The organism is Planococcus maritimus (assembly GCF_001592825.1).
GTDB classification, from domain to species: Bacteria; Bacillota; Bacilli; order Bacillales_A; family Planococcaceae; genus Planococcus; species Planococcus maritimus_C.
Genome location: NZ_LTZG01000011.1, coordinates 35,432 through 49,661, shown reverse-complemented (window position 1 = coordinate 49,661; position 14,230 = coordinate 35,432). Strand labels below are relative to the sequence as shown.

Genomic DNA, 14,230 nt, shown 5'->3' with positions numbered 1-14,230 from the left:
AGGTTGTACGTCACCACAAGATGAAGTGAGCATCCGCAGTGCGGAAGTTGGCTTTGCCGTCAAGGCAGAGCCAGCTTGGACCGAGCAAGCGATAGCTCAAGAGAAAGTCAAAGAGATCAAGCAACCTGAAGCGCCGTCAAAACAAGCGGCTAATCCAATCAATGAACTGAATCAGCCAGGCATCTCGCCAGAAACTTTGGCGATTCCATCTATTGGATTGGAAGCCGATGTCACGCATCTCGGCGTAACGGATACGGGGGAAATGGCAGTGCCGGATAATGGCGATGAACTGAGCTGGTTCTCGCCTGGCTATCGTCCTGGCCAAAGAGGGCGAGCCGTCATTGCAGGTCATGTGGATGATTTGGATGGCCCGGCTGTCTTTTGGGACTTGACGGAGCTTGAGCCGGGAGATGAAATTGTCGTTTCCGGTGAAGGCCGCGAGCTGCGCTTTAAGGTCCATAAGATGGAATCGGTGCCACTCGATTTGGCAGATGTCGATTCGCTCTTCGGTTATCATTCATCTCCGGAACTTGTATTAATCACGTGTTCCGGAACCTATGATTATGACCGGGGGACACGAGAAGAACGCTTGATCGTTTATGCTTCGCTATCGGAAGAATAGAAGAAACGTCTCCTCGGAGGCGTTTTTTTTATGTCTTATTTTAGCTATCGTCTGGGGACTTTGGCGAATGTGGGCGTCACATTTTGGCAACAAACCTTATTGGGCGGCGGGATTGAATCGTCACTTCTGGATACGTGCATGATATAATTGGGTGGAACTGCTTGGCGCAATGTGCGCTGGGTATATCAGATGTTATAAGGAGTCGTCTATCGCCCTATGAAAGAGTCATTGAAGCGAATCGTGGAGAGTGCGCGGTTCAATACGTTTATTACTGTTTTAATTTTAATCAATGCGCTGCTGGTCGGCTTGGAGACTTATCCTGCTATTGCGGACAATTATGGTTCCTGGCTATTGGTGCTGGATATCATCATCCTGGCTTTTTTCACCTTGGAAATACTCGCCAAATTATTTGTGTACCGGACAAAATTCTTTGGCAATGCCTGGAACAATTTCGATTTCCTCATTGTGGTTGGAAGCCTGATCCTTTACAACTCCTCGTTTATCAGCGTATTGCGGATTTTCCGTGTGCTGCGCGTGTTGCGGACCGTGTCGACGATTCCTTCGCTGCGCCGTGTCGTGACCGCTTTGTTTATGGCGATACCGACAATTACGAGTGTCATTTTATTGATGTCGATTATTTTTTACGTTTATGCCGTGATTGGCACGTTCTTTTATGCAGACATTGAACCGGAGTATTTCGGGGACCTCGGGCTGTCGCTCATTTCCTTATTCCAGATTTTTACTTTGGAGTCTTGGGCTAGTGGGATTTTCCGTCCGGTCTTTGCGGCAGAGCCGTGGTCCTGGCTGTATTTCATTTCCTTTATCATCGTTTCGACTTTTCTGATGATCAACTTGATCGTCGGGGAGATCGTCAACAACGCACAGAAGATTTCGGATGAAATCGATAAGGAGACAGCTGAACTAGAGGGCATCAAAGAAGATACATCGGAAATTGAAGGTTTGAGAAAAGAAGTCGGCGAACTGAAAAGCCTGATCCAAACACTCGTCGACCGAAAATAAGTGAAATCAAAAAGAAGCTGCCTTTTTAGGCGGCTTCTTTTTTGAGTGACTTAGACTTTCGGGAGCTGGTTGACGAGTGTGATGAACTCGCGGGAAACGTAGGGCACATAGCGGTTTTTGGCCATGATGATGCCAAGCCGCCAAGGGAAGGTTTGGGTAAGGGAAATGGTTTTGAACGGACCGTGCTGGACACGATCGCAAATCAATTTCGGCATCAAAGTGACTCCCAGGTTTTTTTCCACCATGCCGACGATAAAGTCCCATTGAGAGCTTTCATAGGCAACTTTTGGTTCGAATCCTTCCCCGCGGCAAAATTCGACGGTTCGCCCATTGAGTGTAAATTCCTTGCTAAGCAGCAAAAACGGGTCGTCTTTAAAATCGATTAAGTCACGCGTTTCCCGATCAGCAAGCGGATGGTCTTCGTGAACAAGCAACTTGATTTCTTGGGAAACAAAAGGGATGACGTCAAAACGTTCGGCATCGACTGGCAACATAACGAACCCGAGGTCCACTTCACCATCTGCCACTTTTTCTTCCACTTTCTTGGCGCCGTCTTCTACGAGAATAACGGTTACATCGGGATAGCAGGATTGGAACTCGGCAATGATAGTTGGGAAAAACAAGGTGCTGATGACAGGGGGCAAGCCAATGGTGATTTTGCCTTTGTTCAAGTTCATGATGTCATAAAGCGACGAGGACAAGTCATCAAGGCTATTGACGATTTTCTGCGCTTGGACGAAAACTACTTCTCCGGCATCGGTCAACCGCACTTTGCGTGAAGAGCGGTCAAATAGCGATACATCCATTTCTTGTTCCAAATTTTTGACCATTTTGCTGAGTGTAGGCTGTGTTACATGAAGAGAATGAGCTGCTTTGGTAAAGCTTTGGTGCTTGGCGACTTCGATAAAATAACTGAGCTGGCGTATGTCCATATGAGAACTCCTTATCTATAACTAATATCTATGAAACCTATTATAATTATTCATTTTACCTATTCTGCTACCCGTTGTATAGTGATTAAAGGTTTCAGGACTAAATATTTAGACAATTTATCCATCGTCTATCCGAACGAAAGAAAGCGTTTTCAAAGTGTTCGAAAAAACGAAATGTATTTTAAGGGGGATTTATCATGTTAAGTATGATTGGAATGATCGGGGGACTTATTCTCCTGATTGTGTTGACGATGAGAGGTGTCAACTTGTTAATTGCCGGACCATTGTCGGCATTGTTTGTCGCCGTACTCAGCGGCTTGCCGCTATTTCCGCAATTAGTGGAAGAAGGGGAAGTCAATTTACTATCAAATTATATGGGTGGCTTCTCCGGATTCATCACGTCGTGGTTCCCGATGTTCTTGCTTGGAGCCATCTTCGGCAAAGTCATGGAAGATACAGGAGCTGCAGATAGCGTCTCTAAATGGCTGGTCGGCAAATTTGGCTTGTCCAAAGCGGTTCTCGCAATTGTCATTGCCTGTGCAGTTCTTACATACGGCGGCGTGAGCTTGTTCGTCGTTGCATTTTCGGTTTATCCGATGGCGCTCAGCTTATTCAAACAAGCCGATTTGCCACGCCGCTTCATCCCGGCAGCTCTAGCGCTTGGGTCTGTGACCTTCACGATGACTTCTGCGGGGTCGCCGGAGATCCAAAACTGGATTCCGATTGACTATTTGAACACTAGCCCGTATGCCGGCTGGGAAGTCAGCATCATTGTCGCCATCTTCATGGCATTCTTCGGCTACTGGTGGCTGAAACGCATGATCAATAAAGCGGTGAAAAAAGGCGAGCGTTTCGAAGCGCGTGAATCCGATCCGCAAATGGCCGATCGTGCATTGCCGCACCCTATGACGGGCTTAATCCCCTTACTTGTGGTGCTAGCGGTATCATTCATTTTCCATGATTCGCTCGGTACTTCTGCCTTGATTTTGGCCTTGCTTGGCGGTGTTATTACGACTTATCTATTGAACATGAAATATTTCACGAATCTTGGCAAAGCATTAACTGATGGAACGATTGGCGCATTGATCGCCATCGGTAACACTGCAGCAGTCGTCGGATTCGGCGGCGTGGCAAAAGCCGTACCAGCGTTTCAAGTGGCAGTCGATGCCATGACGAGCATTCCGGGAAGCCCGCTGATCGGCGGTGCGGTAGCTGTCAGTGTCATCGCAGGACTGACAGGATCTGCTTCAGGTGGACAAGTCATCGCACTTCCGCTCATTGCGCCTCATTATATCGATATGGGTGTAAACACAGAAGCGCTTCACCGGACCATTGCGATTTCTTCCGGCGCGCTCGATTCCTTGCCACATAATGGTTATGTCGTGACGACAATTCAAGGGATTTGCGGCGAGACCCACAAGGCAGCTTACGGGGCGATGGGGGCTGTAACCGTCATCGTGCCGCTGATTGGCTTAACAATTGCGATTATCCTGTTCAGCCTAGGATTGGGTATTTAATCTTTCATTCGGAGGGATTCTATTATGGTAGAGGGCAAAGTGGTATTAATCACTGGTGCCGCAAGTGGCATCGGTTATGAAATTAGCAAGGACTTCGCTAAAGAGGGCGCCAAAATCGTGTTGACCGATATCAATGAAGACGCAGTGAAACAAGCTGCAGACGAGTTGAAGGGGCAAGGTTTTGAATGTATCGGCATCAAATGCGATGTCACTAGCGAGGCGGAAATAAAAGCAGCGATCGCTCAAACAGTAGAAACATTCGGCTCTTTGGACATCTTAATCAATAACGCGGGCATGCAGCATGTCGCTCCGATTGAGGAATTTCCAACCGAAAAATACGAATTGCTGGTCAAAATTATGCTGGTCGCGCCGTTTATCGCTACCAAGCATGCGTTCCCGATCATGAAACAACAAGGTTTCGGACGTATCATCAATATGGCTTCGATTAACGGACTGGTCGGCTTTGCCGGGAAAGCAGCGTATAACAGCGCCAAGCACGGCGTCATCGGTTTGACGAAAGTGTCGGCTTTGGAAGGCGCTGAGCATGGCATTACCGTCAATGCGATGTGCCCGGGATATGTTGATACACCGCTTGTGCGCAATCAGATGGGGGATTTGGCGAATACGCGTAATGTGTCGCTGGAAAAAGTTTTAGAAGAAGTCATTTATCCATTGGTTCCGCAAAAACGCTTGTTGTCGGTGCAGGAAATTTCCGATTACACGATGTTTCTCGCGAGCGATAAAGCGCGCGGCATCACCGGCCAGGCAGTGGTCTTAGATGGCGGCTATACAGCACAATAAAAGCACGGCGCATTTTTGCGCCGTGCTTTTCAAGCTGTCGAGAAAGTGATAAAGTCGTATTTTCCGAAGCTTATCGCTCGCTTTCCGTGGGGCGGGAATCGAGCCTCCTCGGCTTGCTCCACTTTCGCTATGCTCAAGCGTCGCAAATGAATGAACTCAGTCAAGCTTCGCTCATTCATTCCCTGCGGGGTCTCTCAAACCCGCTGGTCCCACAGGAAAGATAAGATCGACCTACGGGAGACATTATCTTTGCGAAAGTAATGCGCAGCATTATTGAGCAGAAGGTTTTACGAGCGAACACTTCTCCAAATACTTGGAGAGATCATTAAATGTTAAATATAGAAAAAGGTTCTCTCATTCAAAGTTGAGAGCGAAATGTGGACTTCTTCAACACTCTAAAAAGCACGGCGCATTTTTGCGCCGTGCTTTTTTGTGGGTATAGCATTCATTAAAAGAAATTCAATCGTCGAGAAAGTTTTCGGCGATGCCGAGAAATAGCCGAGGCTGCTCCACGTTCGGCGCATGGCCGGAACGCTTGAACTCCATAAAACTTGCATGTTGGATGAGCTGCGCGGTCTCGTGTCCTTTCTCAGGCGGGTTCAGTTCGTCATAGCGTCCGCTGATAACCAAGGTTTCTGCCGTAATCGACGGAAGTTCCGGACGCAAATTAAAGCGCTCCAGGGCATTAGACGCGATGCCTTGCTGCTCTAAGCTCAATTGGGGGCTATTTTCAGCGGTCTTTGCCTGCCATTTCTGGACAGCCGTCAAACGATGGTACATATAAGTTTGTGCTTTTTCCAATTTGTCATGGATGGACAAGCCATCAAATTCTTCTGGGTGGCGCTCGAATAATTCGGCCATGGAAGATTTTTCGCCGACTGATTTTGTAGCTACCAACAATAATTTGCGTACGCGTTCAGTGCGTCTTGCGGCTAGTCCTTGGGCAATATAACTTCCCATCGATACACCGAGAACATCAACTGATTCGAGCTGCAGATGATCCAATAAGGCAACAGCGTCTTCGATATGGTCGTCGAGTGTATAGTCGCTAAGTTTTGCCGAATGGCCATGGCCTCTGGAATCCAACGCAATGATGCGGTGCTTGTTGCGGAAAAAATTCATTTCGCGGTAGAACATGGCAGAGCTGCTAGTCAAGCCGTGAAACATGAGAAGCGGCTGCCCGCTCCCGATATCTTCGTAATATAAACTGATGTCGTTCTTGGTGAATATAGGCATTGTTTCCTTCCTCTCATCTCTATCTACTGTATTACTATACCTCAATAACACAAGCGCAAACGGCATCCCGTCTGCGCTTGTCAGGTTTTATCCAATTTATGCTTGCGGCTTTGCCATTTATCGATAAAACTGAAAACCGCAGCGAGCAGCAAGAACATGCTCACTGTCGTATACCATGGAAACTGCGATATGGCCCTCCCAAATGCCGTATACAAAAGGGCTGGCGAAATCAAACCGAGCGCAGAGTAATACATGTATTCCCGGCGCGTATTGGTCATTTCCATCAAATAAAAAGACAATAGGTGAAAATGGACAAAGGGCATGACACGCAAGATCATCACTTGGGAAACGGTCAGGTTGCGGTCAGGAAATAATTTGTCTTTCAAGGCGGCGAGTTTAGCGCGAAAACGCGGGAATTTATTGATCAGCACGTAAGAGACAAAGCTCATCAGCGTCAATCCAATGAAAGACAGCAAAGCTCCTTGGAAAAAGCCGAATAGAAATCCGCCAGCAATGCATACAGCAATGACCGGCAAAAATAGCAGCGGACGGATCAAGTGCAGCAATATGAATAGCAGCGGAGCCCAAAGCCCTGCCTGCCCGATAAAGTTTTCAATCGCTTGCTCAAAATCCGCCAAATCCACTATTTCTCCCGCCTTTCCTCTTTCTTTACTAATAAGGAAGAATAAGCGAAAAGTTGTTTAAAAGCAAGGATTTGTTTGATACCCCCCAAATCAGGGGTATGAAAAAATATCTACATAAAATACATTTTTAGAAGCATCTATGTTATTTACCATCAGGATAAGGGAGAGGATTTTATGAGAAGAAGCTTGAAAATAGCCAGTGCATTCATTGGGATTGTCGTCGGCGCTGGCTTCGCTTCAGGACAAGAGATTTTGCAATATTTTACTAGTTACGGATACTGGGGGATAGGCGGCGTCTTGGTCGCTACGGCATTATTCGGTTATATCGGGATGATTTTGACACGTCTCGGAAGCCGTATGCAGACGACTTCGCATGAAGATGTTGTCTACCGCATCAGCGGAAAATGGCTCGGAAAAGTAGTGGATTATACTTTGATTTTGACTTTGTTTGGGGTATTAGTCGTAATGATAGCAGGGGCTGGATCCATCTTTTCCCAGCAATTCGATTTGGCTCCGGCATTCGGGCGCAGCATCATGATTATTTTGGTCATTATCACCATCATGATGAACGTCAAGAAAGTCATTACCGTCATTTCCAGCATCACACCATTTTTGATTTTGATGGTAGTGGGCATCGCTATCTACAGCGTTATTACGATGGATAGCAGTTTTAGTGCGCTCGATCCAGTGGCTAAAGAGCAGCTGTCCGCGACACCGAACTGGCTATTATCGGCAGTCAATTACGTATCGCTCGCCATCGCGCTTGGGGCTTCCATGTCGCTCGTGATGGGCGGTGCTGAACAAGATGAGAAAGTGGCAGCGCGTGGCGGATTAATCGGTGGGCTAGGCTTTGGCTTGTTGATCCTGCTTAGCTATGTGGCGATATTCGCGAAAGTGGATGTTGTCGGGGGAGCGGATTTGCCGATGCTTGCTATCGGGGATGACATCTCGCCAATCCTTGGTATCATCATGGCGGTCGTCATTTTTGCCATGATTTACAATACTGCTGTCAGCATGTTGTTGTCATTTTCAGCACGTTTTGCAGAAATCGGCACAAAGAAATTCCGGATTTTCGTGATTATTGCCGGGTTAATCGCATTTGCGCTGAGCTTCGTCGGCTTTACGTCACTAGTCAATTATCTGTACCCGGCAGTCGGCTATCTCGGCTTGCTGTTGATCGGTGCGTTGATCTTGGCGGATATCCGCAAGATTGGTAAAAACGACAAAGCTAACCGCAACAAGAAAGCAACAAACTAAGAAAAGGCCTCCTGCATATCAGGAGGTCTTTTCTTAATGTTGAAGAAGTTTATGGTTCGCTCTCAACTATGGAAAGAAGCGTGTTTTGCTATTTTTAACTGTCAATGACCTCACTAGGTATTTGGAGAAGCGTTTGCTCGACTCCAGTGGTAGAGCGAGACGACCGAGACCCCGCAAGGCGCAAAGCGACTGAGGAGGCTTGGGCGCGAGCCCACGGAGTCGTGCGATAAGCTTCGGAAAATACGGGTTACCTAAGTTTCTCGACAACCTGAAAAGGCCTCCTGCATACCAGGAGGCCTTTTTGGTATAGTGAAATGAGAAAGCAGAAAGCAGGGGATTCCAAAGGAGGAATAGGATGAAGATTTTAATTGCTGGGGCAGGGGCGATGGCGTGCCTTGTGGGAGGCAAACTAAAAGCAATCGGTGAAGATGTGCGCTTATACAACCGCATGAATAGCCACGTGGAAGCGATTCATCGGCAAGGCTTGCGCATCGTCGAAAAAGATAATTCGACGACACATATTGATCTGGAAATCGTCCAGGAATTACAAGCTGGCGAGCAAGTGGACGTTTTGCTTGTCTTGTTGAAAGCGCAGGCCAATGAATCGGTGCTCGAAAAATTACGCGGCAAGCTGGCGAAAGAAACGCTAATTGTCACGATGCAAAACGGCATCGGCAACGCCGAAACCATCCAGCGGTTGTTTCCGCCAAATACGGTGGTGTCCGGGACACTTGGCCACGGCGCAAGCGTTGAACATGACGGCACGATTTTGCATAGGGGATGGGGCAAGAATTACCTTGGCAATGTCGAAGCAGATACTGACAACAAGACAATCGAATATTTCGCTGAAAAACTCAGCGAGGCGGGCTTGGAAACAGCTGTCTCACCAAATGTTAAAGCGCTTATTTGGAACAAGCTATTCGTCAATGCGGCGTTCAACTCCGTTACGGCTTTGACGCGCCTGAAAAACGGCGACATCCTCAATACGCCAGAAGGAGAAAGCCTATTGCGGGCTATTGTCGAAGAAGCGGTGCTCGTTGCCCAGGCAGAAGGGGTCGAGGCGGACGCGCAAGCAGTCGCGGAAGAATGTTTGCGCATGGGACATCAGGACATTGGCGCCAATAAATCATCGATGCTCATGGACGTGTTAAAAAAAAGCCAGACCGAGATCGCAGTCATCAACGGAGGCATTGTCACATTAGGGAAAAAGCACGGAATCGCAACGCCGGTCAATGAGAGCCTCAGCGCCTTGGTGCGTATCATCGAACAAAACTACAAGCTGCGCGTTGACGAATCGAGTGTACAAAAATAAGCCATTGGCCGGAGTCTCGGCCAATGGCTTAGTCGTTTAAGGTAAATATTTTTTGATGATGGGCTGCATTCGGAAACCGAACAAACCAGCAAATACAGCGAGCAATACATCTTTTGGAAGAGGCACTGCCATCCATGCCCAGGCCATGCCGTAAGAAAAGCCTTCTGGCGCGGCAAACCATAATTTATACGCAGCATACATCCAGTTGGTGCCAAATACATAATTAATCGCAGTGGCTGCAAGGGCTGCTAAAATAAATCCTTTTTTGGAAGGCATTTTTTCGGCAATCCAGCCGGCAGCAAAAGCGGTGAAGATATAGGATAGGATAAAGCCAAATGTCGGCGAGATCAAGGTATCCATGCCGCCTGAAAACTTGGCGAAAACCGGTACGCCAGCGAGACCAATTGCGGCATAGACGATCATTGAAGCAGCGCCGAGACGTTTGCCGAGCAGAATGCCGGCGAGTATCGCGAAGAACGTCTGCAAAGTAATCGGCACGCCCCCGACGATCAGAAAAGAGGAAATATTGGCCCCGATCGCCATCAATGCGGCAAACATGGAGACGTGGACAAGCGTTAAAGTGCGTGAATGATTGCTGGATCTGGTTACTGAAGTTGTCATGTAAAACCCTCCGCTTACTATGTACTAAAACTGAGTATAGAGAATGGCTTATTTTAAGTCAACTTATTTTTATAAAAGGTTTACTTAAAAAGGGCTGTGTTTCTTTTTCAATTTTCCGTATGATGATAAGAAATGAATACATCTTCAGGAAAGTGGGCGAAGAAATGACGGAATGGTGGAAAAAATCAACAGTGTATCAGATTTACCCGAGAAGTTTCATGGATTCAGACGGTGATGGAATTGGGGATATCCAAGGCATCATCAGCAAACTGGATTATTTGGCGGAACTTGGCGTTGACGTATTGTGGCTATCGCCCGTCTATGATTCGCCGAATGATGACAATGGCTATGATATCCGCGATTACCAAAAAATTATGAGCGAGTTTGGAACGATGGATGATTTTGACCAGATGCTCCAAGGCATTCACGCGCGCGGAATGCGGCTGGTCATGGATTTAGTTGTCAATCATACTTCCGACGAACACGTATGGTTTACAGAACGACCTGATTACTACATATGGAAAAACGAGCCGAACAATTGGCGTTCGTTTTTCAGCGGTTCGACTTGGCAATTTGACGAAGCAAGACAGCAATATTATTTGCATTTGTTTTCCAAAAAGCAACCAGACTTAAACTGGGAAAATGAAGAACTGCGGGATGAAGTATATCAAATGATGAGCTGGTGGCTGGATAAAGGGGTCGATGGCTTCCGCATGGACGTCATCAATATGATTTCCAAAGACCAGGATTTCCCGGACGGCATCGATGGGGATGGCACTCCGCATTTCTTTAACGGGCCGCGCGTCCATGAATTTTTGCAGGAGATGAACACAAAAGCGCTCGCTGATTACGACATTGTTACTGTCGGGGAAATGCCAGGCGCGACGACAGAAGATGCGAAATTGTACACAGGCCCTGAGCGCAAGGAACTCAATATGATTTTCACCTTCGAGCATATGAATTTAGACGAGGGACCGAGCGGCAAATGGGAGCTTCAGCCGCTGCATTTGCCGGACTTAAAGGAAAACCTGGAGAAATGGCAAGTAGAGCTTTTTGGAAAAGGCTGGAACAGCTTGTATTGGAACAATCACGATCAGCCGCGCATTGTCTCACGCTTTGGAAACGATGGGCCATACAGAAAAGAATCGGCGAAAATGCTCGCCACTTGTCTGCATTTTCTGCAAGGGACGCCGTATATTTATCAAGGGGAAGAGCTCGGCATGACCAATGTGGCATTTTCAGCCATTGACGAGTACCGGGACATTGAAACTCTGAATATGTATCAGGAAAAGAGGTCGCAAGATGTGCCACACGATGAGCTGATGAAGGCGATCCATGCAAAAGGCCGAGACAATGCGAGAACGCCGATGCAATGGGATGCTTCTGAAAATGCAGGGTTCACAAAAGGCGAGCCGTGGATTTCCGTGAACCCGAATTATCCGGACATCAATGCTGCCGACCGTGAGGAAGAGGATTCAGTGTTCAATTATTACCGGAAATTGATCGCGCTTCGCAAAGACTTGGACGTTATTACAGAAGGCGATTTCAATTTATTGCATCGAGCTGATGAAGAAATTTTTGCTTATACACGGAAAACGGCAGATGAGCAATTGACGGTGTACTGCAACTTCTCCGAAACGCCGCGTGAATTGCCCATGCCTAAGGGCCGCCTGTTGATTGGCAATTATCCGGATTCAGCACTGCAGGAAACGATAGAGCTTAGACCGTATGAAGCACTATGCTTTTATGATAAGGACAGGAAAGTAAAAGAATGAACGGAAGGAAGGATGGAGAGAATGAATAACGTCATTGGGGTAGATATCGGCGGAACGAAAATCCGCATGGGGGTCATTGATGCAGAAGGGCGGATACTCGCAGAGCGTCAAGTGAAAACGCAGTTTCCGTTGTATCCATATTTAGAGCACCAAGTGTTGCAGTTTTTAGAGGAACATCCCACTGTGTCTGCAATTGGCATCGGAACACACGGGTTTGTCGATCCGAAAGCAGGAAGTATCGTGTTCGCGGGCGATATGCTGCCTGGTTGGACAGGGACAGAAGTCAAATCGCCCTTGGAAAAAGCAACTGGACGGCCCGTAGAAGTAGAGAACGATGCCAATTGCGCGGCGCTTGCTGAAGCGAAATTCGGTGCTGCACGGGGATTGGGGCGTGTTGTCTGCATCACGCTCGGCACGGGACTTGGCGGCGGTATCATTTGGGACGGCAAACTGTTAAGCGGTGGGACGCACGGTGGGGCTGCAGAACTGGGGCATATGACTTTATATCCGAACGGCTCACGCTGCGCTTGCGGCCGGCTTGGCTGTGCGGAGCAGTATCTATCAGGCACCGCACTGGTGCGACGCATTCGGGAAGCGGGATTGTCAGTCACGCCGCCCGAATTGTTTGAAATGGCAAGAAGCGATTCCCAAGCACAAAAGCTGGTCGCGGAATTCACTGAAGACTTGGCGATCTACATCAGCAGCTTGCAGGCCATATTCGATATGGACATGCTCATTATCGGCGGAGGGGTATCGGAATCCGCCTCAGCTTGGATTGATGATTTGAACAGCCAATTGGCAACCGTATTGTTAAATCCGCTGCCTGTCGAAATAGCGCGATTCGAGAACGACGCTGGCATGCTCGGGGCAGCGCTGCTCGTGCTGGATCGATAAACACCTTGAACAGTCTATGCTGCCCTGTCCGCTGTCTTTAAGGTTCGCAGCTTGGCAGGGAAGATAGATCGAACCCTCATGTACCGATAAATACTTTTTGAAAAAACAATTGAAAAATTTAAAAAATAGATTGTGCAAACGTTTTCATTGTGATAATCTGTATTTAATTAATTATTGGAAACGCTTACGAAAGAGTTTCCAATTTTTTTCGCTATATTGTGCAATCGTTTGCACAACAACTCAAAGGGGGAGTTCAAGTGAAGGATTTAAAGTTCAGCAAAGGGTTAATGGCATCTGTTTTATTGTCAGCGGGGGCACTTGCAGCGTGTAGTTCAGGGGATGACGGGTCAACGGCAGAAAGTGGCGGTGAGCAAGTAACAGTCGATATCTTCCAATTTAAAGTGGAGTTTAAAGACCAGTTTGAAGATGTCGTCGCTCAATACGAGGAAGAAAATCCTGATGTCAATATCGAGATCACGACAGTCGGTGGCGGCGAAGATTACGGCGCTGCACTTCGTTCCCGTTTTGCTTCAGGCAATGAACCAGCCATCTTCAACATTGGCGGTCCTCAAGATGTAGCAGATTGGAAAGACAATTTGACAGACCTGTCTGATACAGGAGCAGCAGATGCAGCTCTTGAAGGAACGCTTGATGGGGTAACAGTTGAGTCGGAAGTGCTCGGATTGCCATATAACCAGGAGGGCTACGGATTTATCTATAATACTCGCCTGTTCGAGGAAGCGGGAATCGATGCCGCCTCCATCACTGATTACGCAAGTTTAGAAGAAGCGGTGAAAACGCTCGATTCGAAAAAAGACGAACTTGGTCTTGAATCGGTCTTCGCCTTGCCAGGTAAAGAAACGTGGGTCACAGGGCTTCACTTGTCGAACACATTCCTCGCGCCTGAATTCGATAATAATGTCTTAACTGCATACGATGCGGACTCGGTCGACTTTGAGTATGGCGAAGGCTTCAAGAAAATTCTTGATCTGCAAAATGAGTATTCCAAACAGCCAACAGTCAGCCTCGACTATTCACAACAAGTAGAAGAGTTGTTCTCACTTGAGCGCGTGGCGATCATCCAGCAAGGAAACTGGGCTTACGGCTCGATTGCCGGCATTGATCAGGAATTGGCAGACTCCGGCGTTGGCATGATGCCGATTCCAGTAGAAGGTTTGGAAGAAAGTGGATTGCCAGTCGGTGTACCGATGTATTGGGGCGTCAACTCGAACCAAGATGAAGAAGTGGTGACAGCATCAAAAGATTTCCTTGATTGGCTCTACACTTCCGATGCTGGGAAAACAGCCGTTTTGGAAGATTTTAAATTCATTCCTGCATACGAAGGATATGACACATCTAAAATTACCGATCCGATGTCCAAGACAATTTACGATGCTTCAGAAGCAGGCGACACAATCGGTTGGGTCTTTATGGGCTATCCGACTGGATGGGGCCAAGATGAACTGGGTGCCAACATCCAGAAATACTTGAGCGATGAAGCGAGCTGGGACGAAGTGGTCGATTCAGCAAAATCCGCATGGGAAGCAGACCGCGGCGAGTAACTTGTCTATCAAACCAGAGCAGCCAATGTGCTGCTTT

Annotated in this window: 13 protein-coding genes; 9 read left to right on the top strand and 4 right to left on the bottom strand. The window is 47.6% G+C overall.

The genetic code is table 11. The features are described 5' to 3' along the window. Positions 1-25 precede the first annotated feature (25 nt). Positions 26-622 carry a class F sortase gene (locus AY633_RS08905; protein WP_260804550.1) on the top strand — a complete coding sequence of 199 codons (597 nt, stop codon included), beginning with the start codon at positions 26-28 and terminating at the stop codon, positions 620-622. A gap of 216 nt (positions 623-838) precedes the next feature. Then, the gene (locus AY633_RS08900; protein ID WP_068488005.1) at positions 839-1,642 is read left to right on the top strand and encodes an ion transporter; all 804 of its coding nucleotides are present in this window, start codon (positions 839-841) and stop codon (positions 1,640-1,642) included. Positions 1,643-1,692: 50 nt separating this feature from the next. On the opposite strand, the gene AY633_RS08895 is transcribed toward AY633_RS08900, so the two are convergent. Beyond that, positions 1,693-2,574: a LysR family transcriptional regulator gene (locus tag AY633_RS08895; protein ID WP_068488004.1), complete on the bottom strand. Its 882-nt coding sequence runs from the start codon at positions 2,572-2,574 to the stop codon at positions 1,693-1,695. A gap of 197 nt (positions 2,575-2,771) precedes the next feature. On the opposite strand from AY633_RS08895, the gene AY633_RS08890 reads away from it, so the two are divergent. After that, positions 2,772-4,091 carry a GntP family permease gene (locus AY633_RS08890; RefSeq protein WP_068488003.1) on the top strand — a complete coding sequence of 440 codons (1,320 nt, stop codon included), beginning with the start codon at positions 2,772-2,774 and terminating at the stop codon, positions 4,089-4,091. A 24-nt stretch (positions 4,092-4,115) separates the two neighbouring features. Continuing rightward, positions 4,116-4,892, top strand: a complete 777-nt coding sequence (locus tag AY633_RS08885; RefSeq protein WP_068488002.1) for a 3-hydroxybutyrate dehydrogenase — start codon at positions 4,116-4,118, stop codon at positions 4,890-4,892. Positions 4,893-5,351: 459 nt separating this feature from the next. Here AY633_RS08885 and AY633_RS08880 read toward each other — a convergent pair whose 3' ends face one another. Both AY633_RS08880 and AY633_RS08875 read right to left on the bottom strand, forming a co-directional pair. Beyond that, positions 5,352-6,128: an alpha/beta fold hydrolase gene (locus tag AY633_RS08880; RefSeq protein WP_068488001.1), complete on the bottom strand. Its 777-nt coding sequence runs from the start codon at positions 6,126-6,128 to the stop codon at positions 5,352-5,354. A gap of 80 nt (positions 6,129-6,208) precedes the next feature. Beyond that, complete coding sequence (locus AY633_RS08875) at positions 6,209-6,772, bottom strand: TVP38/TMEM64 family protein (protein WP_313903503.1); 564 nt, start codon at positions 6,770-6,772, stop codon at positions 6,209-6,211. Positions 6,773-6,946: 174 nt separating this feature from the next. On the opposite strand from AY633_RS08875, the gene AY633_RS08870 reads away from it, so the two are divergent. Together AY633_RS08870 and AY633_RS08865 are read left to right on the top strand one after the other, a co-directional pair. After that, complete coding sequence (locus AY633_RS08870; protein ID WP_068488000.1) at positions 6,947-8,029, top strand: YkvI family membrane protein; 1,083 nt, start codon at positions 6,947-6,949, stop codon at positions 8,027-8,029. A 355-nt stretch (positions 8,030-8,384) separates the two neighbouring features. Continuing rightward, the gene (locus tag AY633_RS08865) at positions 8,385-9,341 is read left to right on the top strand and encodes a ketopantoate reductase family protein (RefSeq protein WP_068487999.1); all 957 of its coding nucleotides are present in this window, start codon (positions 8,385-8,387) and stop codon (positions 9,339-9,341) included. Positions 9,342-9,377: 36 nt separating this feature from the next. Here the strand turns inward: AY633_RS08865 and AY633_RS08860 are convergent, their stop codons facing one another. Beyond that, on the bottom strand, positions 9,378-9,962 hold the full coding sequence (locus AY633_RS08860; RefSeq protein ID WP_068487998.1) for a biotin transporter BioY: 585 nt from the start codon (positions 9,960-9,962) through the stop codon (positions 9,378-9,380). 164 nt (positions 9,963-10,126) lie between these two features. On the opposite strand from AY633_RS08860, the gene AY633_RS08855 reads away from it, so the two are divergent. The 3 genes from AY633_RS08855 to AY633_RS08845 all read left to right on the top strand — a co-directional run bounded on the left by AY633_RS08855 (position 10,127) and on the right by AY633_RS08845 (position 14,193). Then, on the top strand, positions 10,127-11,737 hold the full coding sequence (locus AY633_RS08855) for a glycoside hydrolase family 13 protein (RefSeq protein ID WP_068487997.1): 1,611 nt from the start codon (positions 10,127-10,129) through the stop codon (positions 11,735-11,737). A 21-nt stretch (positions 11,738-11,758) separates the two neighbouring features. Next, positions 11,759-12,631, top strand: coding sequence for an ROK family protein (locus AY633_RS08850; RefSeq protein WP_068487996.1), 873 nt, complete (start codon positions 11,759-11,761; stop codon positions 12,629-12,631). Between the two features lie 257 nt (positions 12,632-12,888). Further along, the gene (locus tag AY633_RS08845) at positions 12,889-14,193 is read left to right on the top strand and encodes an ABC transporter substrate-binding protein (RefSeq protein ID WP_171900946.1); all 1,305 of its coding nucleotides are present in this window, start codon (positions 12,889-12,891) and stop codon (positions 14,191-14,193) included. The last annotated feature ends 37 nt before the right edge of the window (positions 14,194-14,230 follow it).

Bases quoted from the DNA above. Each gene is read 5' to 3' on its own strand.
- AY633_RS08860 (WP_068487998.1), bottom strand. From the start codon at position 9,962: ATGACAACTTCAGTAACCAGATCCAGCAATCATTCACGCACTTTAACG.
- AY633_RS08900 (WP_068488005.1), top strand. From the start codon at position 839: ATGAAAGAGTCATTGAAGCGAATCGTGGAGAGTGCGCGGTTCAATACG.
- AY633_RS08850 (WP_068487996.1), top strand. From the start codon at position 11,759: ATGAATAACGTCATTGGGGTAGATATCGGCGGAACGAAAATCCGCATG.
- AY633_RS08895 (WP_068488004.1), bottom strand. From the start codon at position 2,574: ATGGACATACGCCAGCTCAGTTATTTTATCGAAGTCGCCAAGCACCAA.
- AY633_RS08855 (WP_068487997.1), top strand. From the start codon at position 10,127: ATGACGGAATGGTGGAAAAAATCAACAGTGTATCAGATTTACCCGAGA.
- AY633_RS08880 (WP_068488001.1), bottom strand. From the start codon at position 6,128: ATGCCTATATTCACCAAGAACGACATCAGTTTATATTACGAAGATATC.
- AY633_RS08870 (WP_068488000.1), top strand. From the start codon at position 6,947: ATGAGAAGAAGCTTGAAAATAGCCAGTGCATTCATTGGGATTGTCGTC.
- AY633_RS08865 (WP_068487999.1), top strand. From the start codon at position 8,385: ATGAAGATTTTAATTGCTGGGGCAGGGGCGATGGCGTGCCTTGTGGGA.
- AY633_RS08890 (WP_068488003.1), top strand. From the start codon at position 2,772: ATGTTAAGTATGATTGGAATGATCGGGGGACTTATTCTCCTGATTGTG.
- AY633_RS08885 (WP_068488002.1), top strand. From the start codon at position 4,116: ATGGTAGAGGGCAAAGTGGTATTAATCACTGGTGCCGCAAGTGGCATC.